General features: G+C 63.0%; 21 protein-coding genes. 5 read left to right on the forward strand and 16 right to left on the reverse strand.

Features of this window, described 5'->3' with window-relative positions; genetic code table 11:
• Positions 1–37: 37 nt before the first annotated feature.
• Entirely contained in the window at positions 38–475 is a 438-nt protein-coding gene (locus NDO48_RS18380; RefSeq protein ID WP_018426731.1) for an Lrp/AsnC family transcriptional regulator, read from the forward strand.
• Positions 476–515: 40 nt separating this feature from the next.
• Here NDO48_RS18380 and NDO48_RS18385 read toward each other — a convergent pair whose 3' ends face one another.
• The 8 genes from NDO48_RS18385 to NDO48_RS18420 form a co-directional block, all read right to left on the reverse strand.
• A complete protein-coding gene (locus tag NDO48_RS18385) occupies positions 516–1,274 on the reverse strand; it encodes an ABC transporter ATP-binding protein (RefSeq protein WP_026226943.1) in 759 nt (252 codons plus the stop codon).
• Between the two features lie 2 nt (positions 1,275–1,276).
• Complete coding sequence (locus NDO48_RS18390; RefSeq protein ID WP_018426729.1) at positions 1,277–2,341, reverse strand: FecCD family ABC transporter permease; 1,065 nt, start codon at positions 2,339–2,341, stop codon at positions 1,277–1,279.
• Positions 2,341–3,045 carry a hypothetical protein gene (locus tag NDO48_RS18395; RefSeq protein WP_018426728.1) on the reverse strand — a complete coding sequence of 235 codons (705 nt, stop codon included), beginning with the start codon at positions 3,043–3,045 and terminating at the stop codon, positions 2,341–2,343. Before NDO48_RS18395 ends, NDO48_RS18390 begins: the two co-directional genes overlap by 1 nt.
• Complete coding sequence (locus NDO48_RS18400; RefSeq protein WP_018426727.1) at positions 3,038–3,661, reverse strand: hypothetical protein; 624 nt, start codon at positions 3,659–3,661, stop codon at positions 3,038–3,040. Before NDO48_RS18400 ends, NDO48_RS18395 begins: the two co-directional genes overlap by 8 nt.
• Before the next feature lie 18 nt (positions 3,662–3,679).
• Positions 3,680–4,759 carry an ABC transporter substrate-binding protein gene (locus tag NDO48_RS18405; RefSeq protein ID WP_267322014.1) on the reverse strand — a complete coding sequence of 360 codons (1,080 nt, stop codon included), beginning with the start codon at positions 4,757–4,759 and terminating at the stop codon, positions 3,680–3,682.
• A gap of 235 nt (positions 4,760–4,994) precedes the next feature.
• Positions 4,995–6,458: an MFS transporter gene (locus NDO48_RS18410; protein WP_267322015.1), complete on the reverse strand. Its 1,464-nt coding sequence runs from the start codon at positions 6,456–6,458 to the stop codon at positions 4,995–4,997.
• Positions 6,459–6,576: 118 nt separating this feature from the next.
• Entirely contained in the window at positions 6,577–7,200 is a 624-nt protein-coding gene (locus NDO48_RS18415; RefSeq protein WP_018426724.1) for a CPBP family intramembrane glutamic endopeptidase, read from the reverse strand.
• 149 nt (positions 7,201–7,349) lie between these two features.
• Positions 7,350–8,570 (reverse strand): NAD(P)-binding domain-containing protein, encoded by a 1,221-nt coding sequence (locus tag NDO48_RS18420; RefSeq protein ID WP_018426723.1) that lies wholly within the window; start codon positions 8,568–8,570, stop codon positions 7,350–7,352.
• A gap of 177 nt (positions 8,571–8,747) precedes the next feature.
• Here NDO48_RS18420 and NDO48_RS18425 point away from each other — a divergent pair, with 177 nt between their 5' ends.
• On the forward strand, positions 8,748–10,322 hold the full coding sequence (locus NDO48_RS18425) for a globin-coupled sensor protein (RefSeq protein ID WP_018426722.1): 1,575 nt from the start codon (positions 8,748–8,750) through the stop codon (positions 10,320–10,322).
• Between the two features lies 1 nt (position 10,323).
• On the opposite strand, the gene NDO48_RS18430 is transcribed toward NDO48_RS18425, so the two are convergent.
• The 8 genes from NDO48_RS18430 to NDO48_RS18465 form a co-directional block, all read right to left on the reverse strand.
• Positions 10,324–11,274: a hypothetical protein gene (locus NDO48_RS18430; RefSeq protein WP_018426721.1), complete on the reverse strand. Its 951-nt coding sequence runs from the start codon at positions 11,272–11,274 to the stop codon at positions 10,324–10,326.
• Positions 11,275–11,356: 82 nt separating this feature from the next.
• The gene (locus tag NDO48_RS18435) at positions 11,357–12,511 is read right to left on the reverse strand and encodes a hypothetical protein (RefSeq protein WP_018426720.1); all 1,155 of its coding nucleotides are present in this window, start codon (positions 12,509–12,511) and stop codon (positions 11,357–11,359) included.
• Positions 12,498–13,670, reverse strand: a complete 1,173-nt coding sequence (locus tag NDO48_RS18440; RefSeq protein WP_018426719.1) for a polysaccharide pyruvyl transferase family protein — start codon at positions 13,668–13,670, stop codon at positions 12,498–12,500. The genes NDO48_RS18435 and NDO48_RS18440 overlap by 14 nt, the downstream gene beginning before the upstream one ends.
• A 38-nt stretch (positions 13,671–13,708) precedes the next feature.
• Positions 13,709–14,887, reverse strand: a complete 1,179-nt coding sequence (locus NDO48_RS18445) for a polysaccharide pyruvyl transferase family protein (protein WP_018426718.1) — start codon at positions 14,885–14,887, stop codon at positions 13,709–13,711.
• A gap of 41 nt (positions 14,888–14,928) precedes the next feature.
• On the reverse strand, positions 14,929–17,601 hold the full coding sequence (locus NDO48_RS18450) for a glycosyltransferase (protein ID WP_018426717.1): 2,673 nt from the start codon (positions 17,599–17,601) through the stop codon (positions 14,929–14,931).
• Positions 17,588–19,060, reverse strand: a complete 1,473-nt coding sequence (locus NDO48_RS18455) for a DUF6212 domain-containing protein (RefSeq protein WP_267322016.1) — start codon at positions 19,058–19,060, stop codon at positions 17,588–17,590. The genes NDO48_RS18450 and NDO48_RS18455 overlap by 14 nt, the downstream gene beginning before the upstream one ends.
• A 210-nt stretch (positions 19,061–19,270) precedes the next feature.
• A complete protein-coding gene (locus tag NDO48_RS18460) occupies positions 19,271–20,485 on the reverse strand; it encodes a glycosyltransferase family 4 protein (protein ID WP_018426715.1) in 1,215 nt (404 codons plus the stop codon).
• Positions 20,486–20,530: 45 nt separating this feature from the next.
• Complete coding sequence (locus NDO48_RS18465) at positions 20,531–21,118, reverse strand: MarR family transcriptional regulator (protein ID WP_245262131.1); 588 nt, start codon at positions 21,116–21,118, stop codon at positions 20,531–20,533.
• Positions 21,119–21,312: 194 nt separating this feature from the next.
• Here NDO48_RS18465 and NDO48_RS18470 point away from each other — a divergent pair, with 194 nt between their 5' ends.
• From NDO48_RS18470 to NDO48_RS18480, 3 genes are all read left to right on the forward strand, one after another.
• On the forward strand, positions 21,313–23,082 hold the full coding sequence (locus NDO48_RS18470) for a type I secretion system permease/ATPase (protein ID WP_026226937.1): 1,770 nt from the start codon (positions 21,313–21,315) through the stop codon (positions 23,080–23,082).
• A 110-nt stretch (positions 23,083–23,192) separates the two neighbouring features.
• Positions 23,193–24,491: an HlyD family type I secretion periplasmic adaptor subunit gene (locus tag NDO48_RS18475; protein ID WP_416377211.1), complete on the forward strand. Its 1,299-nt coding sequence runs from the start codon at positions 23,193–23,195 to the stop codon at positions 24,489–24,491.
• Between the two features lie 361 nt (positions 24,492–24,852).
• The gene (locus tag NDO48_RS18480) at positions 24,853–25,512 is read left to right on the forward strand and encodes a calcium-binding protein (protein WP_018426711.1); all 660 of its coding nucleotides are present in this window, start codon (positions 24,853–24,855) and stop codon (positions 25,510–25,512) included.
• The last annotated feature ends 36 nt before the right edge of the window (positions 25,513–25,548 follow it).

Raw genomic sequence — 25,548 nt, forward strand, 5'->3', positions numbered from 1 at the left:
TGACCGGCACATTCACGGCGAGCGACGGAAGCGAACGATGAAGGAACTCGACGCCAAGGACAGGGACATTCTCGGCATCCTGTCGAAGGAAGCGCGCATCCCGATGAAGGCGCTGGCGGCGCGCATCGGGTTGTCGCGAAGTGCTACGACCGAGCGCGTAGCGATGCTGGAAAAGAGCGGCGTCATCAGAGGCTATCGCGCCGATATTGGCCAGATGGACCAGGGGCTGGTCTCGGCCTTCCTGATGGTGACGCTGGCGCGGACACCGGCCATCGGCGTGCTGGACCAGTTGGCGCGGCATTCGGAGGTGCGACGCGTCTCCTCGGTCTCGGGCCAGCTCGACCTCATCGTCGAGGTCGAGGTGCCGTCGATCGACAGGCTCAACACCATGCGCGACGTGATCGCGACGCATCCGAGCGTCGAGGACCTGACGACGCTGATCGTGCTGCGGCGGGATATCGAACGGGCGGAGTGAACAAGCTTAGCCGCGCTGCCAGGCGCGGCGCGCCTGCGGCTCAGCCGTCAATAGAGGCGTAGTTGGCGACGATGCTGGAGATCTGAGCCTCGCCGCTGCGATAGTCCAGCCGTCGCATCGACAGGCCGTAAAGTTCAGACAGCTTGGCTTCCGTGCACATCGAGGCGACGGGCCCCTCTTCGCTTCGGGAAGAACCGTGAAGCAGCACCGCCCTGTCGGCGATTTCGAGCGCGTGGGTCGGCTCGTGCGTCGTCATGATGATGGTGAGGCCGCGCTCCAGCGACAGCCGGCGCAGCATCGACAGAACGACCGCCTGGTTGCGGAAATCGAGTGCCGAGGCGGGTTCATCGAGAAGCAGGATGTCGGCTTCAGACGCGAGTGCCCGGGCGATCAGCGCGAGCTGTCGCTCACCGCCGGACAAGGTGCCGATGGCGCGATTGGCAAAAGCCTGCAGGCCGACCAGCTCCAGGGCTTCCGTCGCGTGCCGCCTGTCATGGGTCGTCGCATTCGAAAACAGCCCGACATGGCGCGCCCGCCCCATCAGCACGACATCGGCGACCGAATAGGCGAAAGGCGACGCGAAATGCTGCGGCACATATCCGACGGTCCCATCGCTGCGGATCGCACCTGTCGTCGGGGCGACGAGACCGGCCAGGCATTTCAGCAGCGTTGTCTTGCCGCGCCCATTGCGCCCGAGCAGGGCAAGCGTCTGGCCCCGATCGAGCGAAAAGGACAGGTCGCGAAACAGCCACGCTGCGCCTGTGCCATAACGGAAACCCACTGATTGCGCTGCAATCATCGCTACCAGCCCTCATTGTGAGTGCGATGCAGCAGCACCATGAACACCGGCGCACCGACGATGGCAGTCAAAACGCCAAGCGGGATTTCGGCCGGGATCAGCGACCGCGCCACGACATCGACAAACAACATGAAGCTCGCGCCGAGCAGCGCTGAGGCCGGCAACAGGCGGCGGTGATCGGGACCGACGAGCGAGCGGGCGAAATGCGGCACCACCAGGCCGACCCAGCCGATGATGCCGGAATTGGCGACGCTTGCCGCCGTGATGCCGGTGACGCAGCACAACACCAGCCAGCGCGTGGGCTCGATCTTGAGGCCAAGGCCACGGGCCTCCTCGTCGCCGAGCGACAGGATGTTGATGCGGAAGCGCATCAGCATCAAAGGCAGGGCAAAGACGGTAACGATGGGCAGCATGTATAGCGCGCGTTCGGGCGTCGCACTGGCAAACGATCCCATCAGCCAGAAGACGATGGCCGGCAGCGTGTCGTTGGGATCGGCGAGATAGGTGGCGAGCGAGACCAGTGCCGAGAACAGGGCGGAGATGACCACGCCCGACAGCACCAGCATCAACACAGAGGAACGCCCCGACTTGCGGCTCATCAGGACGACGAGCAGCAATGCGACGAGCCCGAAGGCAAAGGCCATCGACCACAAGGCGGCAGCACCGAAGCCAAGCAGGATGGCAAAGACACCGCCGAAGGCAGCGCCTGAGGAAACGCCGATGACATGCGGATCAACAAGCGGATTGCGGAACACGCCCTGAAGCACGGCGCCAGACAGGGCGAGGCCCGCACCAACGAAGCCGCCGATCAGCATGCGCGGCACGCGCACAAGCTCGACCACCCGCCACACCGGCTCGGCAACGCCCACCCTGCCCGGCCCGATGCCAAGCCACCCCAGAAGAAGCGTCGAGAGATCGCCAAGACCGACGCCATATCGGCCGATCGACAGCGACCCGACTATTGCCGCCAAAAGCAGTGCGACCAGGGCCGGCATGGCGAAGCCCGTGCCGCTCTTGCGCATGTTGGCGACGGCAGTCGTGGCGTCGTCGTCGACCACTGATGACATCACGCGGTCCCGGCCAGTGTCGGGCGATAGGGTTTGTGATGCGCTGCGGGTTCGTCGGAGAAGACCAGGGCTTTCAGGATGTCCTGGAACAGATTGGGCTGATAGCGCGGGTCCGAGCAGAACTGCTCGATATGGTCGCCATTGTGCATGAACACCTTGCCGCCGCCAGGCATGCGCCAGACCCAGTCGACCGGGCCTTCGTGAATGGTGCCATCGGCCGTCGGCCCACCGATCAGGCACAGCCACTGCGCGCCATCGGGCGCGTCTGCATAACCGCGCGAATATTGGCCCAGGATGCCTTCATGGCGATGGAAATTCTCGAAATCCATGCGGCCGAAGTAGCCGCCCGGTTCGGCCGGGCGGATCATCCAGTTGGTGAAAGGCTTTGGGCTGACCGCCTTGAACGGCGACAGGCACGGCAGCCACGGAATGATGATGTGGCCGTTGATCAGGAAATGACCACCGGTGGCGAGATAGTCGACGAGCCTGGCTTCGATCGACTTGAGGAAAATCTGGTCGTGCATGCCCGACAGCATCAGGACGTCTACTTCGCCGAGATTCATGTCCTCGAGCTCGTAGATATCGGCGTCGCTGTAGCGCCAGTCCTGTGGCGCCAGACCGCCGATGCGGTCGATGTTGTAGCTCCTGGTCGAGCGGACATAGAGCAAATGCGGCTTGTTTCCGCCGCGAAAGGTCTCAGCCACGGGTCTGAACCTCCGCCTTGAGCCAGGGGTAGAAACCGTTGAGGAAACGCGTGGTCGCCGGCATGAAGCGGCGGCCATGGTGGGTGTGCGGATCGATCGTCGAGGCGATCAGCCGGCCGCCGCCGTCGACCGGCAAGTCGAACATCAGGCAGCCCTCGTCATTGTCGAGATTGAGGATCGGCGTCGCTGCCTCGGGGAACCGGAACGCGCCGAAGAAATGCCAGCACATGTCGGCGAGCGGGATCGCCTCGGCCATCGGGTGAAGTGGCTTGGGCTGGTAGGCCTCCATGCGGCCACCCGGCCGCATCCACCACTTCCAATCCTCGGTCTCGCGGCTGAACCACTGGATAGAGACGACGTCGAGCCATTCGTCCATGCGGTTGGGCTCGAAGACGATCAGGAAACCGCCCTGCGCCAGATAGTCATTGAGCTGGCGGGCATGCCGGCGCAACAGGTCCTGGTTGGAGAAGTCGGGGACGACGATCGCCTTGAACGCGCTCAGGTCGACGCGGTCGATGAAGCGGAGGTAAATCTCTTCATCGAGCAGGGCCTTGTAGTCCTGAAAGCACTGCAGATGCGCGCCATCGCCCGAGGTGACGAAACCGATATCCTTCACGTCCGTCGCTCCCGGCCCTTACTTGGCCGCGCCGAAGCTTTTGGCATAGCCCGCGCTGTTGCCGTTCCAGTCCATCTGCATCAGCCGGTCGATCTGCTCCGCGCTCAGTTCCTTGCCGTACAGGAACTTGAAGCCGTCGAAGACGGCCTTGCGCATGTCGGTGTCGAACAGCTCGGGATAGCCGATCTCGGCGAACCACTGGTAGGCGAGTTCGCCACCGGCGGCTGTCGCCGGATCGATGGCGGGGGTCTTGTAGACACGCGCGTTCTTGACCGCGTCGAGGCTGCCGAGAACGGGATGGCCGAGGATGTCGGCCGGCTTGATGGTGTCGTTGTAGTAGTTGACCAGGATGATGTCCGGGTTCCACTGCAGCAGGGATTCGGCACCCACCTTGACGGAGCCTTCGGTGAAGCCGGCTTCGGTTGCGGCATTCACCAGCCCCGAGGCCTTGAAGTAGGCTTCCTCACGGCCGAACACCACGAACTCATTGTCGTTCATGCTGTCGATGAAGACGATGCGGGGCTTCTTGTGGTCGGTTGCCGCGAGAACGGACGAGATATCGTTGACGGTCTTGTCCTCCCAGTCGAGGAACGCCTGGGCACGCTCCTGCTTGCCGAGGATCTGGCCGAGCATGGCGACGTAGCCGCGCCGGGTCTCGCGCGATTCCGTGCTGACGGTCGCCACCTTGATGCCGGCGTTTTCCATCGGCGCGACGCGCTCGTCGCCCTTGGCCTGCCACTGCAACACCACGTCGGGGCCGGCCTTCAGGATTTCCTCGACATTGGGAATGAAGTTGGGCGCCACCAGATCGGTGCGGATGTTGGCGATCTCGGGGAAGAGCTGGCCGATGACGCCCTTCATCAAAGCGCTCTGGGCGCGCGGGTTGATCGCCATCAGGCGCTCGGTGCCGCCATCGATGGCGATCAACGCCTCGGGAATGGGCAGCGGAAAGATGGCGACGTTCTTGACCGGCTGCGCGATCTGGACCGACTGGCCACGGGAATCCGTGATGGAAACCGTCTCCGCCTGAGCAAAGGTGGATGTTGCGATCAACGCCGCGAAACCGAGGGCCACAGCGGAATATCTTGTTGTCGTCATCTGAAATCTCCTGCCGCCCTGCCGACGGACAGGCATTCGGATAATAATCATGACAATAGCAGTCAAGTTTTTTCTTGAGCCGGGCTGACATGGCAGGCGCGAGCGGAGGTGGATGCGCATCTCGAAGCGAAATGACGCCGCGACGGCCTGTCAGGAAAACAAGGGGCACTAAGGGTTGATGCGGCTTGCCTCTTGCGAGCAACCGGCCGGATCGGGAGGGGGAAAAGTGGGCATGTCAGCCCCTCCGTCCGGTGAGGCGCACGACGCGAAGTGCGACTAGCACGCAGAGCGCGGGAGCGACGGCGAAGATCGCGCCCAGCCAGACGGCGGCATTGGACGCCCCCTCCGCGCCGCCTGGTTCGGCGATGCCTGCGAAATTTGCCACCATGCCAGCGCAGGCAGTGCCGAGGGCCATGAAGAACAGTTGCACCGTCGTCATGCCACCGGCGGCGAGATCCTGCTCGGCGGGCGGCGCGCTCTGGAAGATGCGAGTGACGAGGCTCGGCCAGGTGACGCCAACGCCGAAGCCGATGAGAAGCAATCCAAGGCAGATCGGCAAAAGCAGCGTTCCGTCGCCACCGCCATGGACTGGCATGAACAGCGCATACAGCACCAGGCCGGCCAGCACGAGCAGCGGACCGAGCACCATCAGGCGGTCGGCATGCGCCTGCCAGCGTGAACTCATGAACGACGCGATGCTCCAGCCGAGCGACATGACGGCCGCGATGTAGCCGGACCAGAGCGGCGACTGGCCATGCAGGTTCTGCAGCAGGTAGGGCACGAAGATTTCCGGCTGAATGGCCAGCATCAACAGTGCGACGGTGACGTAGAGCGCGCCCAGCGGGGTTGCCATATTGAAGGCTCCGCGCGGCAGCACGCGTGCGCTGGCCCGGGCATCAACGCCGGAGATCAGCATGATGAGCGCAAGGCCGGCGCCGAGCCCGGCGAGGTTCCATGTCAGCTGCAACGACAAGCTGCCGGCGGAGACGGCGAGCACGGCCACGGTGAGCATGACGAGTTGCAGGAACGGCACAGCGACGCGTTCGTTGGTGTCCCAGCTCTTCTTCGGCAAGGTGACGTAGGCGACGACGGCGAAGGCGAGGCAGAACGGCAGCAGGGAGGAAAAGGCCAGCCGCCATGCGCCATACTCGGCAAAGATGCCGCCAATCGCAGGGCCGACCAGCGTGGCAACACCGAACATGGCCGAGGTGAGGCCGATGGCCCGTGCCCAAAGATGCTCCGGCAGGACAATGCGGGTCAAGGCGTAGGCAAGTGCGAACAGGAAGCCGCCGCCGAGACCCTGGATGGCGCGGCCGACGAGCATCACAGGCATACTGGGCGCGAGCGCACAAGTGAGCGTGCCCAGAGCGAAGATGGAGGTGGCCAGAACATAGGCGCCGCGTGGGCCGCTAGCGTTGAGCAGCTTGGCCGTCAGCGCCGAGCCGAGGATCGAGGCGACCACGAACAGGGTCGTTGTCCAGGCGTAGAAATCGAGCCCGCCTATGTCGGCGATGACCGACGGCATTGCCGTCGTTGCGATGTACATGTTGACGGCGTGCAGCGTGACGCCGCCGGCGAGCGCAAAGGTGTAGATGCCGTGCCTGCCATTGAAGAGATCGACCCAGCCGGCGGGTTTGGTCGCAACCGCTGCGGTCGCAGTGCCGGCCACGGCAGCCGGCTGTTCAAGATCGAAGTTCATGTCGGCCTTTCCATTTTTTTCGAGCCGACACGGTCTGTAGAACCTCAAGCGCTATTGAGGTCAACAGTCGAAAAGCAAATGGATGCGGCCTGCTGGCAGGAACGAGCCTGTCCGTGGGCTAGAGCAACGCGCCGAAATTATTCGCAACGTGGGCAGCTATAGCTGGCCACAGGCTGCCGGTCCAATGGCGCAGCCACCCGCAGGCCGCGCCGATGAGAAAGACCGAGGTCATTGTCGTGGCGTCAGGCATGGCCGGCAGCAGCACCCACCCCGGAAAATGGATACCAAGGAAAGCGACTGAGGTGACGCCGATGGCCGAGACAGGGCGCCAATACCGAACCAACCGGGTCTGGATGATGCCCCTGAACACCAGTTCTTCAACGGCTGCAGCGACGACGACCCAGCCATATTCAGCTGGCGGCAGGGCCGCCAGCTGGCCAGTGGAGCCGACGGCGCGCACGCGCAGCACGTTCCAGCCCAGCACAATGGCAAAGGCCAAGGCAGTGAATGCGCCGACGCGCGCGGTGACCGGGGCCAGGCCGAGCCAGTTCCCGGGTTCTTGCGGGCGCTGCCACCACAGCCAGACGATGACCGCAACACACCAATAAAGGGTGCGATACCAGGGACGGGCCGGCTCAGGGAGCAGACCAAGCTGCCAGACCAGGACAACTGAAGCGGTCCAGCCTGCGGCAAAAATGGCAACGAACAGGACGAGAGGGCCGATAGAACGCGTGTCGGACATGCGATGGACCGGCCCCGGTGGATATGGCGCCAAACGTAGTTGCTCGCGTGCCGAAGTAAAGGTCGGCGGTTGGCAGGGCGACAAGAGGCCGGACTACCAGCGATGCCAATCATTGCTGGAATGATGCCGCCCCCTGGATGCCTTGCTGCTCAGGCGAGCCCGAGATGGGTGGCAAGTTCGCGCGCAGCGGCGGCGCCAGCTCGGTTGGCGCCGATGGTCGAGGCAGAGGGACCGTAGCCGACCAGATGGATGCGTGGGTCGCCGGCGACCTGTGTCGCAAGGCGGCCGGACATGGTGATGCCGCCGCCCTCCTCGCGGATCTGCAGCGGCGCCAAATGGTCGAGCGAACTGCGGAAGCCGGTGTTCCACAAGATCACGTCGGCGCGCTGCTCGCTGCCATCGGCCCAGCGCACGCCGTCTTCGGTGATTTCGCTGAACATTGGCAGGCGATTGAGCACGCCGCGCTCGCGGGCGGCCTTGAGCGCCGGTGTCCACGGGATGCCGGTGACCGACACGACCGAGCCGGGGACGAGCCCGTGCCGTACCCTGTCCTCGACGAGGGCGACGGCGGCGCGACCGTCCTCCGACGTGAACGGGCGGTCGCGGAACTGTGGCTCGCGGCGCGTGACCCAGGTGGTCGACGCGACGCGCGAAATCTCGTCGAGCAATTGCAGCGCCGAGATGCCGCCGCCGACGATGACGACATGCAGACCGGCGAACTCCTGGGCGTTGCGATAGTCGCGGGTGTGAAGCTGCCGCCCCCTGAAGCGCTCGGCCCCGGGATAGTCGGGTATGATGGGCGTTTCCCAGGTGCCGGTGGCGTTGACGATGCCGCGGGCCGAGAAGGTCTCGCGGTCGGTCTCGACGCGCAGCCGCTCGCCACGGTCGCAGACAACCTTGACCGTCACCGGCCGGTAGACCGGCAGGCCGAACTCGCGCTCGTAGGCGGCGAAATATTTCGGCACGGCGACCGATGCCCTGACCTCGGTGGCGCCTTCCTCGACGACGTCGGCGAACTGCATACCAGGCAGGTCGTGGATGCGGTTGACGGTCGACAGCGTCAACGATGGCCAGCGATATTGCCAGGCGCCGCCTGCCCCTGATGACTTGTCGAGGACGACGAAGTTGCGCCCGGGCTCAAGGCCGAGCTTTCTCAGATTGTAGGCGGTGGAAAGCCCTGCCTGCCCCGCACCGATGACCACGATATCGGTCTTGTAGGCGGTACGGACGTCGCCGCGGGCGGGCGACGGTTCGGATGCGGGGATTTCGGCTGCTTGGTCGGACATGGCCGAGCAGAGATAGGCAGCCGCAGCGAACGGCGCAACGGCCAGTGCATGGGCGCGCCTGCGGCAGCACAATCCTTCCAGCATAAGGTGAGCACCCGCACAGCCCGACAACCATTGCTGGCGCGTCAATATTTCGCATGTGATTTCAATGTGTTGGCGGAAACCGAAAATGAACCATTTGGGGCCTAGCCAGCGGTTCAGCATTCGCCGGCAGCGAGATCGCGCAAGCGCCCGGCCGCCGGCCACCCCAAAGGAAGAAAAATGTCCGATCACGCCATCACCCCGGACGCCGCAATCGCCCGCCGCCTTGCCTTCGTCCGTTTCGACGCCGAAGCGCACGAGGCCCTGAACGCCGTCCGGCCGGCAATCGAGGCGGCTTTGCCCAAGGTGATGGAAACCTTCTACGGCCATATCGCCGAATTCGAAGAGGCGCGCCGCTTCTTCGGCATCGGCAGCGGCGGACGCGAGAAGATGCAGGTCGCCGGCGGACGCCAGATCAAGCACTGGAGCGCCATCGCGGCCGGCGACTTCGGCGACGACTATGCCCAGTCCGCACAGCGGATCGGTCGTATCCACGCCGATATCGGGCTCGAGCCACGCTGGTATGTCGGCGGCTACACGCTGATCATCGACCAGTTGGTGTCGGTCATCCTCGAGCAATTCTGGCCGAAGGGCCTGGGTATCCAGGCGCCGGGGCTGGTGCGGGCGAGCCAGGCGCTGAGCGCCCTGCTCAAGGCCTCGCTGTTCGACATGGAGCTGGTGATCTCGACCTATCTCGAAACATCGGAGCAGCGCCGCCTTGCTGCCGAGGCCGCCCGCGAGGCGGCGGAAAAGGAGCAGCGCAACGCACTCGCCTCGCTGGCCGAGGCCATCGACCAGCTCGCCAAGGGCCGGCTCAGCCACCGGATCGAGGGCCTCGACGCATCGAACTACGAGCAGATCAAGACCGACTTCAACCGCGCCATGGAGCTGCTCGAGGAGGCTGTCGGCCGCATTCACGGCAATGCCGGCGCGATCCGCGACGGTTCGGCCCAGCTTGTCCAGGCTGCCGACGACCTGGCGCGGCGGACCGAACACCAGGCGGCCAGCCTGGAAGAGACTGCCGCCGCTCTCGAAGAGATCTCGCAGACCACCGCGCAGACGACCAACGGCGCGACCCGGGCGGATGGCGTGGCGCAGGACGCCCGGTCAAGCGCCCAGTCGAGCAGCCAGGCGATGCGGGACATGATCGTTGCCATGGGCGACATCGACAGCTCGGCCAGGCAGATCGGACAGATCGTCTCGGTCATCGACGACATCGCCTTCCAGACCAACCTCCTGGCGCTCAACGCGGGCGTCGAGGCGGCTCGCGCAGGCGACGCCGGCAAGGGCTTTGCGGTCGTTGCCGCCGAGGTGCGCAGCCTGGCGCTGCGCTCGGCGGACGCCGCACGCGAGATCAAGGCGCTGATCGCGTCCTCGGGCGAACGCGTCGCCGCCGGCGTGCGGCTGGTCGGCCAGACCGGCGATGTGCTCGAAGTGCTGACCGGCAAGGTGACCGAGATCAGCGAACTGGTGGCCGAGATCGCCAATTCGGCCAAGGAGCAGTCGGTGGGCCTTTCGGGCATCAACAACGCGGTAAACCAGCTCGACCAGGTGACGCAGCAGAACGCCGCCATGGTCGAGGAATCGACCGCCGCATCGCACGCGCTTGCCGAGGAAGCGTCAGCGCTGGCAACCAGCGTGGCTCATTTCGAGATCACCGAGCATTTGCCTCGCGGCACTTCCGGCCCCCGCCACCGCAGGCCGCAACCTTCGCTGAGGGTGGTGGGCACCGGTAAGCCCAATCCCTCAAGGTAAGTTACGACGCCGTCACCGACTCGCTCGTGCGGGCGATGCGGGCGTCGAGTTCCTGCAGGCGACGGGCTGGCCCGGCATTGCCGGGTTGAAGGGCCAGCGCTTCGACAAGCATGTTGCGCGCGGTCGCCAGTTCGCCGTCGCGGATGTGCTTGTTGGCCCGGTGGTAGAGGTAGTTGCCCCGCTGCACCGGCGAGAACGTCTCGGCGAACCGTTCGTAAAGCCGGTCGGCCCAGGCGGGATGACGGACAATTGCGGTGAGCGCGATCTGATAAGGCCGCATGGCGGCTTCGATCCTGGCTACGCGAACGAGACCGCGCAGGCCTGACGCATCGTCGGCCCGGCAGGCTTCGATGAGCGCAAGCGCGCGCGCCGTCCTGGTGAAGGCCCTGATGGTGCCGTGGCCGGTCATGTGCACCGGGACAAGCCGTGTACGTTCCTGCCGTGCCGCGATCCGCTCCGCGTGTTCGCGATCGACGGCATGAAACGGATCATGGAAAACATAGGCGCGGCCGGCCGCGTGCTCGGGCGCGATCTCCATGCCGTCATGAAGCGAGGGCGCGAAGTGGCGCGTGAAGCGGCCGTCGAAGGGGACAGTCTTGGGATCGATGGAAATCTGCGGACAGAAGGCGATCACGACATCGGCATCAAGAAGCCGCCGGAAGCGGAGTGCCGCGTAGCCACCCTGAGAGTGGCCGTAGAGGATGCGTTCGGTTGCCTGCCGCAGGATTGGCGCGACAGCAGCGCTCGCTTTCACCATGCTCGCCGCCGGGAACCAGTTGGGCCGCCGGCTGATGAAGCCGAGAGCGGCGATGTCAGCCTTCTCGCAAAACCGCTGTCCCCAGAAGCGGCTGCCGTTTGCCTGCATCTCCATTTCGTTGAATGTTGCAAGAACATAGCCCGACGATCCCGGTCTGTGAAACACCTCTAGGTTTTCGTCGGAATAGATAAGCAAGTCCTGTTCCTGAATTTTGGAATACTCCGGCAATACGCATTGCCGCTACATTAAATTTTCCGCCTGCCGAAGCATGCTCCGCTCAAGGCGCAACGGCCCGCGGCTCCTTGGCTCCGGCCGGTGCGACGGCCAGCGCCCCCGCAGGGCTCAGCCGGCCGCAACGCCACAGGCTGTATGAATTCTCGGTATCCCAATCGTAGTAGTAGGCCGCCGTCAGCCGCCCTTCGTCCATCAGCTGCTGGAAGACCGTGCGCACGGTCCGCACGGCATCTTCACGCTTCCGGTCGTCTACGGGGCAGTCGCGCGCCGTATTCGCGATCCCCCATTCCGTCACCCAGCAGGGCCGGCCATCATTGTCCGTGCCGCAGAAGTCGAGGATGCGCCTCACCTGTGTCGAAAGGGCCGGCGCCGGCTTCTGTCCCGGATAGACGTGGATGCCGTAGGCATCGACCAGGCTGTCGAGGCCACGTTTGCGCAGCAGCGCAATGACCTCGTGCGGATCGAGCCGCTCCATGCCTCTCCTGTCGGCCCAGCCGGCGCTCAGGTCGGACAGACCCGCCGAGATGATGGCGGCGTCGCTGCTGTGAACGGTACGCCGCACCTCTTCGCGGGTGACCTTCACCGCCTCCAGATACTTGTCGAGCCCCTGTTCGAAGGCCGCCCGGCCCGCCAGGTCGGCGATGCTGCGCGGGGTCGGTTCGCCAGGGCGATGATAGACAAGGAGGTCACCATTGTAGGCGCTGAAGTTGATCTCGTTTCCAGGCTCGACCGCCTCCAGACGAATGCCCAGGGCATCGATGCGGCTGAGGGCGTCGCGCAATCCCGTGCGGTACAGGTCAAGGTCGAGTTCCGAGAGCCGGTTGACATCCCAGATGCGGCCGAAGCCGCTGCGGGGGCGAGCCGTCTCTGGATAGTAGCTCTTGTTCGTCAGCTGGATCTCGAGAAGAACCCGCATTCCAAGGCCGTTTGCAATCTCGAGGGCCTCGATGCTCTTGTTGATCGGTCGCGACAGCGAAAGACGGGCGTGGGTGATGCCGTTTGCCGCCATCTCCGCAAGCACCCTCTCCTGGCCGTCTTTCGACAGCCAGGCGAGATTCATTCGGTTGACCCCGATGCGGGCGCCTTGCGTCTCGCCGGCATCGGCAACCGGCGCTGCGGCGACGCCCCAGACAGCCAGCAGCAGGCCAAGCAGAAGCCTGATTGGCCTTCTCCTTGGACTGAAACTACAGGCCCACATGGCTAAGTGCGCTTCGGAAATTGGCTTCGCAGGCCGAGTAGCGGTCGGTCACGGCCTGCGTATCGATCTTGGAAAGGAAGTTGGCGAGATAGGCCTTCTTGTCGACCTCGCGGTTCCACGTCGCCGCTTCCATGTAGGGGAAGCCGACGAATTCCAGCATTTCCCGCATGCGGTCGTCGACGGCGATCATGAGCGCCGGCACCCCGGCCTGCATGCCGATGATGCAGCCATGGAATCGGCGGCCGAAGCAGAGATCTCGGGTGGCGATCCAGCTTCGCCACTGGTTCGTGTCGAAGAAGACCACGAGCTCATGGTCCCGCTGCCACTTTTCGGAATGCTTGTAGGAGGTCGCCCCGGTAATGCGGCCGCTGGCCTTGTCATAGACCGGCGCGTGATCGTCACCGGACAAGGACAGATTATAGGCGATCACCTCGTCCTGGATGACATAGCTTGCGACGCTTGTCGGCTTGAGCAGCGCATGCGCGTCGACGATCGTATCGGCAACGCTGCCGAGATAACCGCCGAAGGCGATTTTCTGGGCGTTCGCCAGATCGGGATTGGCGAGGGCGCCCAGCGAGCGCTGCATCCCCGCCGGGTTGAAATAAAGCGACGGGCAGCCTGTCGGCTTCACGAACTTCATGCCCTGCTCCCTCAGGAACTCGGCAGTGAAATAGCCGCGCGTCAGGAAGAAGCTCTCCTTGCGCTTGAGGACATCGAGGAATTTGAGGGTGCCGGCAGGCAGGTTCTCCTTGAGGCCTTCCTTGCGTTGAATGCCGATGCCCATGACCACGACCGGCATCTTCAGCCTCTCGAACACTTCCGCTTCCAGATCTGCGGAGTAGCCCGGCCGGAGCAAGTTTGCAGAGGCGAAGACGCAGATGTCGAACTCCTGGTTCAGGCGCTCGTAGGCCTCCGCCGAATCGCAGCTGCGGGCAAGGTGCCAGAACGGCACATAAGTCACGTCATGCGCCTTCAGGCTGTAGGCCGCGCCCTCCCCGATCAGATAGTTGCCGGTGTTGGCGATTTTCCTGACCTGCTCGATCAGATCCGCCTTGGTGCGGATGTCGTCGAAATAGGGCCTGTGGCGAACCTCCGCCCCGGACACGCTCGCCACGGTTCGCTGCAGATATGATGGGATGCCCGTAAGCAGGATGCGCATGATGTTCCCTGAAATAGTGCCTGAGACTTTTGGGGCGGCTAATGGCCGATGCCGATCTCGCGCAACGCCGTGCGGAAGTTGCGTTCGCGATCGGAGTAGCGGTCGACCAGTTCGGACGCGTTGAGACCGGCCAGATGATCGGCGACAAACTCGGCCCGGTTTTCGGCCTTGTCGACATCGGTTGCGTCGATGGACGGCAAGCCGGTGAAGCCCAGCATTTCGCGCATGCGGTCGTCCACCGCCACCATGAGGCTCGGCACCCCTGCCTGCATGGCAATGATCGAGCCATGGAACCTGCGGCCGAAATTGAAGTCCATCGACGAGGCCCAGGCGCGCCATTGGTTGTTATCGAAGAAGGTGCGCACTTCGAACGGCTTCTTGAGCCGATCGGTGCCTGGATAGGCGAGATCGCCGATCATCTTTCCGGAGGACGAGTCGTAGACGCGCCCTTCGGCATTCGGCTCCACCCTCATGTCGAAATGCAGGAACTCGTCCTGGACGACATATTGGGGAACCGAATCCTGCGGCTCCAGCGCGTTGGCGTCGATGATCGCGTCCTGGTTGCCGCCGAGGTAGCCCGAGAAGATGGTCCGCGCCTTGCCGACCTGCACGCCGGGCAGCTTCCTCAGCGACCGGCGCATGTTGTCGGGCATGAAATAGACGGATGGGCAGCCGGTCGGCTGGACGTTGGAGAAACCCTGGTCCTTCAGGAAACCCGTGGTTTCAAAACCGCGCGTCAGGAAATAGTGCTCCCGCTCCTTGAGGATGCTCAAGAGCCGCTTCGTGCCCTCGGGCAGCGCATTTTCGAGGTCCTTGCGGTTCTGCTGACCGATGCCGAGCATGACGATCGGCATCTTGAGCTTGCTCAACACCTCAGCTTCCGCGTCGGCGGACAGGCCCTTGCGCAGCAAGTTGGCGCAGGTGAAGACGCAGATGTCGAAGCTGGAATTGAACTGGTCGAAGCCCTCCCCGTTGCGGCTGCAATTGTAGAGATGCCAGAACGGCACCTGCTTGGCATGGGGCGCCAGCGCGCGCAAAGCACCCTCGCCGATCAGGTAGTTGCCGGTGTTGCTGATGTTGCGCAATTCCTGGAGGAACTCGTCCTTCGACTCGGGTTGCTTCTGCCGTTCCGAATAGGAGACGGCCAATCCGTTGGCGCCGTTTGCAAGGCGCGAATAGTGGCCAGGAATGCCCGTCACGAGGATCCTTGGACGCATACAACTAGACCTTTCTGCTTGATAGAACTGGTGGACGCGCTTCAGCCCGCCGCCGCGACCTCAACGTCGGCCGCCTCTGGCCGGCGCATGATCGATGCGCGCGACAGCGATGAATTGTTCACCGCGCCGTCACACCAACCGAGGAATTCCGAAAATGAACTTGTCCACGACCTTCGAGCCGCCGAGTTGAGGCAGCCCTCCATGAGCGGAACGAGCTTGCGGCGATCGCGGGCAACTTCCTCGATCACCCCGACCATCTGCCGCACCACCTGGGAATCGACGTCGGCATCGATGAGGATGCCGTCTTCGCCATGGATGATGAGTTCGCCCACGGCACCGACGCCGGTGGCGATGGGAACGCAGCCGAGTTGCTGGGCTTCAGCAATCATCAAGGGAGCGCCTTCCCACCGCGAGGGCATGACCAGCACGTCGGCCCAGCCCAGCGCCTTGATCAGTTCCTTGCTGGCGAAGACGGGCGGGTGCACGTCGACGCCGAGGTCCTTCAGCTGCTCAGTCCAGGAAACGGCGGAATCGGCGAGAATCTCGCCTCCGATCGCCCTGATTTCGACGGGAACGCGCGCGGCGTGCAGCTCTGCGATCGTCGCAGCAAGGCGGTCGATGCCCTTTTGCTGGTCGAACCGTCCCATATAGAGGATGCGGAGCCGATCGTCCTTGCGCTCTCCCCGTCTTGCCGACACCACTTCGGCAAGCGCCTTGGGAGGCACCGAAAAGCTCGCGCCATTGGCCACGGCGAAGACCTTTTCGAGAGGCACGCCGAAACTGCGAAGGTAGATCTTGAGCTGCTCCGAGCACGTCAGGAAAGAGTCGTAGCAATGTTCATGGGCGATTGCCGCGAAGGGCTGGCCGGCCGGTCGCTTGAACGAGGTGTTGTCGACGACGTGCAGATAGCAGGCGGTGCGCGTTCCCTCCGAGCGCAGCCGCGCGATCAGCGGATGAACCGACATGACGTGGTTGTTGATGACAAGGTCGAAGCCCGAGAGCTGGCCCTTCAGCGCGCCCCAGTCGACGTCGTGGTGCTCGGCGATGAAGTCCTGGCCAAGGAACTGGCCCGAACCTCCCCAGGCCGGAATGCCCTCATTCCAGAAATGGATGTGATCGAAGCTAGCATCGAACTCGTCGATGACGTCCATGCGCTGGGTGCCGAGCACGAAAAGATGGGTCTCGAACCCGGCCTTCTTCAGCTCGCGCGCAGCCGCATAGACCACCTTCTCGGCACCGCCGAACGAGGCATTGGGCACGAGCAGCGCAGCAGTGCGCTTGCCGTCACTGTGGCCGAGCGGCAGGACGGGTGAGCCGCCGATCTCCTTGCGCAGCGACTTGTACAAATCGGCGAAAGGCACAAGCCGCGCCGGCCGCCATGTCCAGCGCGCACCGGCTGTCTGGCGCAACGGGCTCGTTGCAATGGCGTTGACGCAGTTGATCATCACCTGCTGGGGCGTGATCAGCGACCGCCGCGGCCGGCTCCTCGGGAACGGGAACCGCACCTTCAGCACGGCCGAGGTGGGCCAGACTTGCTGGTTGCCGATCGAGGCGAACCAGTCGAGCGCGTTGTTCTGGATCACGTCACGCACGAGCGACGTCGGAATGAAGATGAGGTCCGGAGAAGCAGCCTGGGAGGTGCCCGACTCCAGGATCACCGGTTCGATCTTGCGCTGCGTCGCATCGTTGCCGAGTTGGACGAAGACGATGTTCGCCTTCTCACTCAAGCGCTCCAGGTGGCAAAGCACATTGGGCAACATGCGCGACCGTCGCAAAAGGTCGAGCGTCGCGCCGCTGCCGGCGATCAGGAAAGGCGGGAAGTGGACGTTGTCGGGTTCGCCGATGCTAGCCCAGAAATCCGGGATGATGTCGTCGAGGCGAAGCATCTTCGGCGGCTTGGTCGGGTCGGTGAAGAATGAGATGGCCGCATCTTCGGTGCGCGCGAAGAGATAGCGCGGGCATTCCTCATGCTCGAATTCGACCAGCATCGGACGCTGGAAAAGCGCCTTGTGGCGCTTCCTCAGGAAGCTGACCGAAGTGGCACGTTCGCGATTGGCTTCCTTGAAGCGGCTTTCAGCCCGCAACCGATATTCGAAGGTGGTGTCGTGCGAGGGGACGCCGACGAACCCATGTTCGATGCAGGAAAGCCAGAACTCCCAATCCTCGAAGCCGTTCTGCCGGTCGTCGTTGAAGCGCACGCCGGCCAGGAAGACGTCGATGGAGATCATCGAGCCGGTGTCGCAAATGTTGTCGGTGATACAGTGGACAAGCCGCGAATAGCGGTTGCCGTAGTGCGCGCGCCAGTTCACCGAGAAGGTGTCGATGTTGGTGTAGACCCAGCCGCAGCCGCTTGTGAGCAGTTGCTCGTAGAGCGTCTCGATGGTGCCCGGCAAGACCCTGTTGTCGGCATCGAGCAGATAGAGCGCCTTGGCCTCAGGCAGGTTTTCAAGCACGTAGTCGATCGCGCGATTGCGCGCCCCGCCCGGCCCCGCATTGGGGCCGAACACCACATGTATCTGCGGATGGCTGGCTGCATAAAGCAGCAGCAGGTCGAAAGCCTCGTGCCGCGGGTCGCCGTCGACCGACACGACAATGGCGATCCGGCAATTGGCAACAGTCGAAGCCAGGACGGATTCCAGCGCCTCCATGGCCAGCGCGGCATGGCCGTAAAGCGGCATCGCCACGACAATCAGATCGTGCTTACCGGCGGGCATTGATCGCCTCCCCCGACTGCTTGACCAGCCGGAAGCCCGATACCTTGAGCCAGGAGAAATCGACCGAACCGGTGACGGCGCGACTCAGGATCATCAGATCCATATGCGCACGCACCGGTTCGTCCATGTGCATGTTGATGTTGATTGACTGATCGGGGCCGACCTCGCGCCAGCCGCTGAAAAAGGCCGACGGTTTTGCCGAACCGGTACGCACCAGCTCCGCCACTTCGGAGCGAGCGTTGGCATTTGCCGGGGCAAGCAGGAAACTGACGGCCGCCGGAGCGCCTTCCGGATGGTCGATCACAGCATTCGCCGAGAACGAAATGGTGCCAGGCTCAACCGCGCGGCTGACGGCGCCGGCGGAAATTCCGCTCGGCAGCGGATGGCACACAACCGCGTGCTCATGCTCGAGGAAGCGGACGGTCTGGAACTCGGGGACTACAGGAGAGACCGAAACATCGACGATGCGGCTCAAGAGATCCGGCGCCAGGCGATAATCTTCGATGAACTGGCCGTCGAGCAGATCGGTGGGCGCAATCATATTGGGCATGCGGGCCGGCTTGACACCGGGCAGTCCCGTGAACACGCGGAATGCCAGCGGCCTGAAATCGAGGTCGGGATGCGACGTTTCCGTCCGCGCCGTGTAGCGCTCGCTGGCAATCGGGAAACCGAGCGACAGCCCGATCATCTCGTGGCCCGTGGTCGACACCCGCAGCCGCAATGTCTTCGCCCCCAATCCACAAGCTCGGGGCAGCGAGAAGAAATTCCAGCTCGCGACGAGCTTCGAGGCGGGAACGCTCCACTCGGCCACGCCCTCTCGGCTCTCGACATAACTCATCGTGACGACCAGTTCAGCACCATCCTTCGGCACCGAATGGAGATGAAGGGCGATGCCGGCGACGCCCTGGCTGGAGACAGGCAGAAGCTGCTCGACATAGGCGCTCGACAGCAACTGGCCGATGCCTTCGTCTTTGGGGTCGACGTATGGGTCGTGACCGAAAACTTCCGTCGTCGGCTCCCAGTTGCGCGCCTGGAATGCGTCTTCGAGCGCGCGGTAGTTTTCGAACAGCACTTCACGCTCCCGACGAAGCATGGCGAGTTCTGAGGACATTGAGGCGGTGAACAGCGACAGCCGCCCCAACCCACCCTCGGCCAGCGCAACAATGAGCGCGCACATCTCGGCCCCGTTTCGGGCATCGAGCCGCTGAATGGGGACTTCCGGCACCGTTGCAAGCCGCCTGAGCGCAACGAGACCATCCTTCAGATCAGCTTCAGCCTCGTCCGAAAAGGCTACGGCAATGAGAGGAAAGGTGTTCTTGAGGATTGGCTGCGAGCGAATGCCGTCGCCGAGAAAGACGACGAGATGGTCAATTCCAGCCTTTTGAAGATTGTCCCGGTCAATATCCGACGCGGCAATCAGTTTTATACTCGCCGTCGATTGCTTCCCGCCAGAAGACATCAACATTTGCACGCATCACCCTCAATAAAAACAATATAATTCGAAATCTGAATTTACTCAGATACGAAAATCATTGGCAATCATTCGAAGAGACACGTAGCAACAATCGAAGCTGCGGACAATAATAAAAATTAGGAATTTACTTCCAACTATACTTCAAAAATTGAAGTAATAATCACACAATCCGAACTTCAAGAACAGGAGCAAGGTCTATCCCGTCATTTTCGCAATCAGGCCAGCCTGACTGGCGATGCACTCACCCAGCCTGAAGCGCTGCTCGATCGTCCGGCGCGCGGCGATCCTGAGGTCGGAGAAGCCGTCGGGACTCTTCAGGACATCGAGGATCGACTCGGCAAGAGCGTCCGTATCGAAGAACGGCACCAGGATGCCGTTGCGGCCCGAGCTGATGACCTCGCGGACGGGAGCGGTATCGGAACCAATGACAAGCGCACCACAGGCCATCGCCTCGAGGACCGACCAGGAAAGGACGAACGGGTAGGTCAGATAGAGGTGGGCCGCGGAAATCTGGAAGAGCTGACGCAAGACCGCATACGGAACCGGGCCTGGGAAAATCACCCTGCCCTCCGGAAGATCCAGCGACGCGAGCAGATGCTCCTTCCACGATACCCCGCCGGGAGCCGGCGCGCCGTAACTCACGCCGTTGCCGCCGACGAAGACGAACAGGGCGTCGGGGTGTTTGCGGATGACCTTGGACGCCGCCTCCAGTGCCTGCGGAAAGCCACGGTAGGGCTCAAGGTCGCGCGCAACAAAGGTGACGATGGGAGGGTTGCCGGCCTTGAGCACGCGTCCGTCCGGCAGCTTCAGGGAGGCGATCGGATCGGGACGCATACGCTGCGTATCTATCCCCTCGTGACACACGGTGATGCGCGCTTGCGCATCCGCCGGATAAAGACCCCTCTGCCACTGGGTCGGACTTATGCCACCCTCAAGCGCCTCAAGCGAAATGAGCTGCGCCATGTTGCGAAGCCTGATCCGCTTGCGCGTTTCGAGGTCGGGCTGGCTGTCCGGGGCAAATCCGATATCCGCTCCATCTGCCCGATAGAAGAATTCGCAGTAGCCGAGTGCCGGCACATGTGGCAGCACGTCCTTCACGAACATCATGCTGCCCCAGCCGATGTGGCCGATGACGATGTCAGGGCTTTGACCCTGGCGCGCCATCGCGTCGAACGTCTCGGCGACGCGATGGCCGATCCGGGCATGGTGATCGGGTATGCCGAGATGGCGGGCCATCTGCGGATGCGCCCGCGGGCCCGGCTCCGACCGGTGGCGCACGACACGCACCGACGGAATCCGCTGATCCACGGCCTCAGTTACCAGGCTCACCTCGTTTCCGGCCTGCGCCAGATGCGCAGCGAGGGCGGCGAACTGGCCAAAGCCACGCCGATGCACGAAGGCTACGTGCATGACGTTCAGCCAGCCTGCGACGAGGAACCGACCCTCAGCCGCACATCAAACGCCGTAGCGCGCGGCATTGGCCCACACCAGCTCGAGCCGGTGCAGCGCCTGGAAGGCGGTTGCGAGATCCCTCAGGTCCTGCTCCCCGCAAAATGCCCGTTCAAAGGCCTTCGCCGCTTCCCGCAGATCGGCGCAGAGTTGCCTGCCCCTCTCCGTCAGCCTGATTCGAGCCGAGCGTTTGTCGCGCTGGGAGGTGACCCGATCGATGTAGTCGCCATCGGTCAACTGCTTCAGGTAGTACGAGATGTTCGAGCCGACATAGTTGCCGCGATCGAGCAGTTCGCCGACCGAGAGCTCGGTGTCGCCGATGGCCAGCAGAACCATCACCTGGGCAGGACCGATGTCGTCGACGCCCAGCCGCGTAAGCTCCGCGCTCACCAGGCCAGAGAAGCGCCGGCTGGATCGCTCGAGCAGCCGAGCCAGGTCGAAACACGAGACCTGCGGAGCATCGCTGAGCTGTTGCTCGCGCTGAGGCTGATCGCGTCGCGGCTGGTCAGGGGCGACGTGCAGCCTGTCGCCTCCGTTCCGCATTAATACAACGTCTTCCAGACCCATGGATGGGTAGAGAAGTCCTTGTGTCATCCCTCTCTCCTATTTTTGTAATTTACTTCAAAACTTGAAGTAAAATTCAACAACGTCCCACCCCGGATTCCCGCCCTTGAGAGTGTTATATTTTTTGTGTCACACTGACGACAGCGATGTTGCAATATGCTCTGCATGAGATGCAGATAATAACCTCAAATCACGAAACACGTAAGCCCCAGGCCAAATCGCCCATGTTCGATACTGTTCGAAAAAAGCCAGTTGGCAAGACCCAAAATGGGGCAGCTGCCACCCAAAACGGGACACTCAATCCGAGGTTGCTCGTCCTGCAGGCAAGGCGTGTATTTGGCGTGACGCTCCTTTATGCGGCCTTGCTGAGCGCCTGCATCAACCTGCTTCAGCTGACGATGCCGCTGTTCATGCTGCAGGTACACGACCGGGTGCTAAACAGCCAGAGCATCGATTCCCTCGTCATGCTGACGGTTCTGGCGGTCGGCGCGCTGGTAATCTACGGCGTGCTCGAGTTCATCCGTGCCATGTCGTTCCAGGCGATGGCGAGTGCGGTGACGCGATGGCTGAACCTGCCGCTGCTGGCGGCTGCGGTTCAGGCCTCCGTCGACCAGGGGGTTTCGCGCGCAAGCCAGTCGCTGCGCGATCTGACGGAGCTGCGCGGCTTCCTCACTTCGTCGGCCGTCAGCGCACCTCTCGATGCCGCCTGGTCGCCGATCTTCCTGGGCGCACTGTTCCTGCTGCATCCCCTTTTCGGCATGGTCGGCGCGATTTCGGTGGCGCTGCTGCTGGGCTGCGGTGTCGTTACAGACCTGCTCACGCGCCAGCTGATGAAAGAGGCAAGCCAGACCAACACTGAGTCGGTGTCGAAAATTGCCGGATCGCTTCGTCACGCTGAGGCGATCGAGGCGATGGGCATGTTGCCGGCGCTGGCTCGGCGATGGCGCGGCGCACAGATGCATGCGCTGGAAGCGCTCGAAAGCAGCGGCAGCAGAAGCAGGGCGATGTCGGCGATCACCCGCGTGCTCCGCTACGTGATTCAGGTCGTAACACTCGCGGCAGGCGCGCTGCTGGTGCTAAAACAGGAAGTCAGCCCCGGCGCCATGATGGCGGCAAGCATCCTTGTTGGCCGGCTGCTGGTGCCCTTCGATTCCATCATCGAGAACTGGCGGCAATGGGTCCTGGCGATTGCCGGCTGGCGGCGGCTCGAGGCAAGCCTGAACGAGGACCTGGCGGTGCGCCAGGCGATGCCGACGCCACATGCACATGGCGACCTCGTCGTCGACAAGCTGGTCTACGCTGCGCCCGGTATGGACGTGCCAATCATAAAGGGCATTTCCTTCTCCCTTTCCCCCGGCGAGGTGCTGGGCTTGGTCGGCCCCTCCGCAGCGGGCAAATCGACCTTGGCGCGGCTGCTGGTCGGCGTGCTCAAGCCGACGTCGGGCGGCATCTTTCTCGATGGCAACAATGTCTATCTCTGGGAGCGCGGCTCGTTTGGCCGGGTGGTCGGTTATCTTCCACAATCGGTTTCGCTGCTTGAAGGGACGATCCGGGACAACATCTCGCGAATGGAAGACAGCGACCCGCACAGGGTACTCGAGGCCGCACGGCTGGCGGACGTCCACGACATGATCGGCCGCCTGCCCCTTGGCTACGACACGCCGGTCGGCGACGGCCAACTGACCCTGTCGGGCGGACAGAAGCAGCGCATCGCGCTTGCCCGCTGCCTCTACGACCGTCCCCGGCTGATCGTGCTGGATGAGCCCAACGCCAATCTCGATGCCGTCGGCGAGCGCGCGCTCGTCCGTGCGATCGAAAAGGCCAGGGACGACGGCGCCATTGTCGTGATGATCGCCCACAGGCCGACGATCATGGAAGTCGCCGACAAGCTGCTCGTCCTTGAAAATGGACGCATCACCCAGTTCGGGGAGCGCACTGATGTGGTCGCCTCGATGAGGTCAGCCCAACCGTCGCGCGAGGTGGTGGCATCATGATGCACAAATCGACATCGTCGGCACGGGCCGAGATCCAGCCTGTCAGCAGGCCCGCAATCGCGAACCATCAGCCACGGCCGCCGCTGCCCACAAGCGCGATGGAGCTGGAGATGGCCGAGGGCAGAGCCCGCTCGCCGCTCCGTCGCCTCGTCATTGCGGGGTTGACGACGATCCTGGTGTCGTTCGGCGGATTTCTCGGCTGGGCATTCTTCGCCGACCTCAGCAGCGCCTCGGTGGCTAGCGGCACGGTCGTCGTCGATTCGAAACGCAAGACGGTCAGCCATTTCGAAGGTGGCGTGCTGAGCCGAGTGCTGGTGCAGGAAGGCGACCAGGTCGCGACCGGCCAGCCCTTGATAATGCTTGAGGACACGCGGGCCCGCGCCGATCTGCAAGGCCTGGAGAGCCGGCGGATCGGCCTGAATGCCAAGCTGGCGCGACTAAAGACGGAACAGGCTGGCAGCGAGGTGATTGGCTTCCCCGACGAATTTGCCGGCAGCAGCGACGCTGCGATCCAAGACGCCATGGCGGCCGAACGCGCATTCTTCGACAAGCGCCTGGAGTCCAAGACCGGGCGCAACGGCATCCAGCGCACGACGATCGAGGAATATGCCGAGCGATCCAAGTTCCTGACCATCCAGGTCGATGCAATCGACCGGCAGATCGGCCTCATCAACGAACAGAGATCGGCCATCGCAACGCTGGTGGACAAGGGCTTTGCCCAACGCTCCAAGCTCATTGAGATCGATGCGCGGCTCAACGAGCTCGCAGCAAGACGCGGAGAGCTTGCCGGCCAGAGAGCCCAGGCCGAAAAGGCCGAGGCAGGCGCCGAACTTGCGCTGACGGGAATCGAACGCGACTTCCAGTCGGAAATTGCCGGCGAAATCACCACAGCCCGCCTCGAGCTTGCTGACGTCGAGGAGAGAATTGTCGGTGCCAAGGACGTATTGCGCCGCCTCGAGATTCGCTCCCCGCAGGCTGGCATCGTCACCAACATCCGCGTGCGCACGCCTGGAAGTGCCGTGACACCAGGCGAAGCGCTGCTCGACATCGTGCCGGAAAGCGAGCCGCTGCTCATCGAGATGCATGTCAGCACGCGCGACATCGACAGCATCGCCGTCGGCTCGCAGGCGCAGATCCGGCTGACGGCATACAATCAGCGCTCGCATCTGCCCGTGGCAGGCAAGGTCATCTATGTGGCCGCCGACCAGTCGGTCGATGAAAAATCGAACATGGCCTATTTCGTCGCGCGAGCCCAGGTCGACCCGAACTCGCTGGCGGCGAACCCGGACATGCGGCTCTATCCCGGCATGCCGGCGGAGGTGCTGATCGTGCACAAGCCACGCCGGGCGATCGACTACCTCGTCTCTCCCGTCACCGACAGCTTCAATCGCGCCTTCAGGGAAGATTGATCCCAACTCGGCGTGAGTTAGGCCGGAAAATGCCGGCCATGCCCAACGCTGCCTGTTCGCCTTCCGGCGCCTGCCGGAACACGAACCGGCGGAGCATGGAGCGCTGTTCAAATACGCCCGAATTTAGTTTGAATTTTGAAACAAACTACGTGAAATACAGAATTACAATCCTTTTATTGTTCATATATCTTCTGTTTTAATTGCTGATATTTACTTGTCTTTAGCAATTTTTTATCAAAAATCATCATTTTATGCTTCTGCACATATTGCGAATATCTTCTTTGCGCCGCACAATGATCTCGCGTAATCCTCGGATCCCACCGACGATAGGCGCGTTCAAAACGGCTAAGAGGAGAAGCAGATGGCCACATTGGAAGGCGGCGCATATGACGACGTCCTGTTTGGCTCCCGCTTTGACGACATCATTCGCGCCCTTGGCGGCGATGATCTCGTCAAAGGAGGCAACGGAAACGACATCATCTACGGGCATGGCGGCGATGACGTCCTGTTTGGCGACAATGGAAATGACACTCTGTTCGGCGGCGACGGAGCGGACATCCTTTATGGCGGAAACGGCAACGATATCCTGAACGGCGGTCCCGGCGACGACATGCTGTTCGGCGACAACGGTGACGACATCCTCCATGGTGGCGACGGCAACGACATCCTGATGGGCGGCAAGGGTAACGACTTCCTGTTCGGCGGTGCTGGAAACGACATCCTCAACGGCGGCAAGGGCGACGACATCATGGTCGGCGGCAAGGGCAACGACCTGTTCGTCTTCGATGGCGGCGGCGGCAACGACGTCATCCTCGACTTCACCCCCGGCGAGGACCTGCTGCAGATCTCGAAGCACATCAACGGCCTCGACATTTCCTCCCCCGACGATCTGGCTTCGCGCATCACCCAGGTCGGTGGCAATGTCGTGATCGACCTCGGCCATGGCGACACGCTGACGCTCGTCAATGTCGATGCAAAGGACATGCAGGCCAATCCGGACCACTATTTCACCGTCCATTGAGCCTGACACGGCGTGCCCTGAACTCCCCCTGCGGGG

This window comes from Aminobacter sp. MET-1, from assembly GCF_026521175.1.
Taxonomy (GTDB): domain Bacteria; phylum Pseudomonadota; class Alphaproteobacteria; order Rhizobiales; family Rhizobiaceae; genus Aminobacter.

Coding starts and splice junctions, on each gene's coding strand:
- NDO48_RS18420 (WP_018426723.1), bottom strand. CDS start 8,570: ATGCTGGAAGGATTGTGCTGCCGCAGGCGCGCCCATGCACTGGCCGTT.
- NDO48_RS18415 (WP_018426724.1), bottom strand. CDS start 7,200: ATGTCCGACACGCGTTCTATCGGCCCTCTCGTCCTGTTCGTTGCCATT.
- NDO48_RS18460 (WP_018426715.1), bottom strand. CDS start 20,485: ATGCACGTAGCCTTCGTGCATCGGCGTGGCTTTGGCCAGTTCGCCGCC.
- NDO48_RS18435 (WP_018426720.1), bottom strand. CDS start 12,511: ATGTGGGCCTGTAGTTTCAGTCCAAGGAGAAGGCCAATCAGGCTTCTG.
- NDO48_RS18480 (WP_018426711.1), top strand. CDS start 24,853: ATGGCCACATTGGAAGGCGGCGCATATGACGACGTCCTGTTTGGCTCC.
- NDO48_RS18385 (WP_026226943.1), bottom strand. CDS start 1,274: ATGATTGCAGCGCAATCAGTGGGTTTCCGTTATGGCACAGGCGCAGCG.
- NDO48_RS18465 (WP_245262131.1), bottom strand. CDS start 21,118: ATGACACAAGGACTTCTCTACCCATCCATGGGTCTGGAAGACGTTGTA.
- NDO48_RS18445 (WP_018426718.1), bottom strand. CDS start 14,887: ATGCGTCCAAGGATCCTCGTGACGGGCATTCCTGGCCACTATTCGCGC.
- NDO48_RS18425 (WP_018426722.1), top strand. CDS start 8,748: ATGTCCGATCACGCCATCACCCCGGACGCCGCAATCGCCCGCCGCCTT.
- NDO48_RS18440 (WP_018426719.1), bottom strand. CDS start 13,670: ATGCGCATCCTGCTTACGGGCATCCCATCATATCTGCAGCGAACCGTG.
- NDO48_RS18390 (WP_018426729.1), bottom strand. CDS start 2,341: ATGTCATCAGTGGTCGACGACGACGCCACGACTGCCGTCGCCAACATG.
- NDO48_RS18470 (WP_026226937.1), top strand. CDS start 21,313: ATGTTCGATACTGTTCGAAAAAAGCCAGTTGGCAAGACCCAAAATGGG.
- NDO48_RS18405 (WP_267322014.1), bottom strand. CDS start 4,759: ATGACGACAACAAGATATTCCGCTGTGGCCCTCGGTTTCGCGGCGTTG.
- NDO48_RS18450 (WP_018426717.1), bottom strand. CDS start 17,601: ATGCCCGCCGGTAAGCACGATCTGATTGTCGTGGCGATGCCGCTTTAC.
- NDO48_RS18455 (WP_267322016.1), bottom strand. CDS start 19,060: ATGTCTTCTGGCGGGAAGCAATCGACGGCGAGTATAAAACTGATTGCC.
- NDO48_RS18380 (WP_018426731.1), top strand. CDS start 38: ATGAAGGAACTCGACGCCAAGGACAGGGACATTCTCGGCATCCTGTCG.
- NDO48_RS18475 (WP_416377211.1), top strand. CDS start 23,193: ATGGCCGAGGGCAGAGCCCGCTCGCCGCTCCGTCGCCTCGTCATTGCG.
- NDO48_RS18410 (WP_267322015.1), bottom strand. CDS start 6,458: ATGAACTTCGATCTTGAACAGCCGGCTGCCGTGGCCGGCACTGCGACC.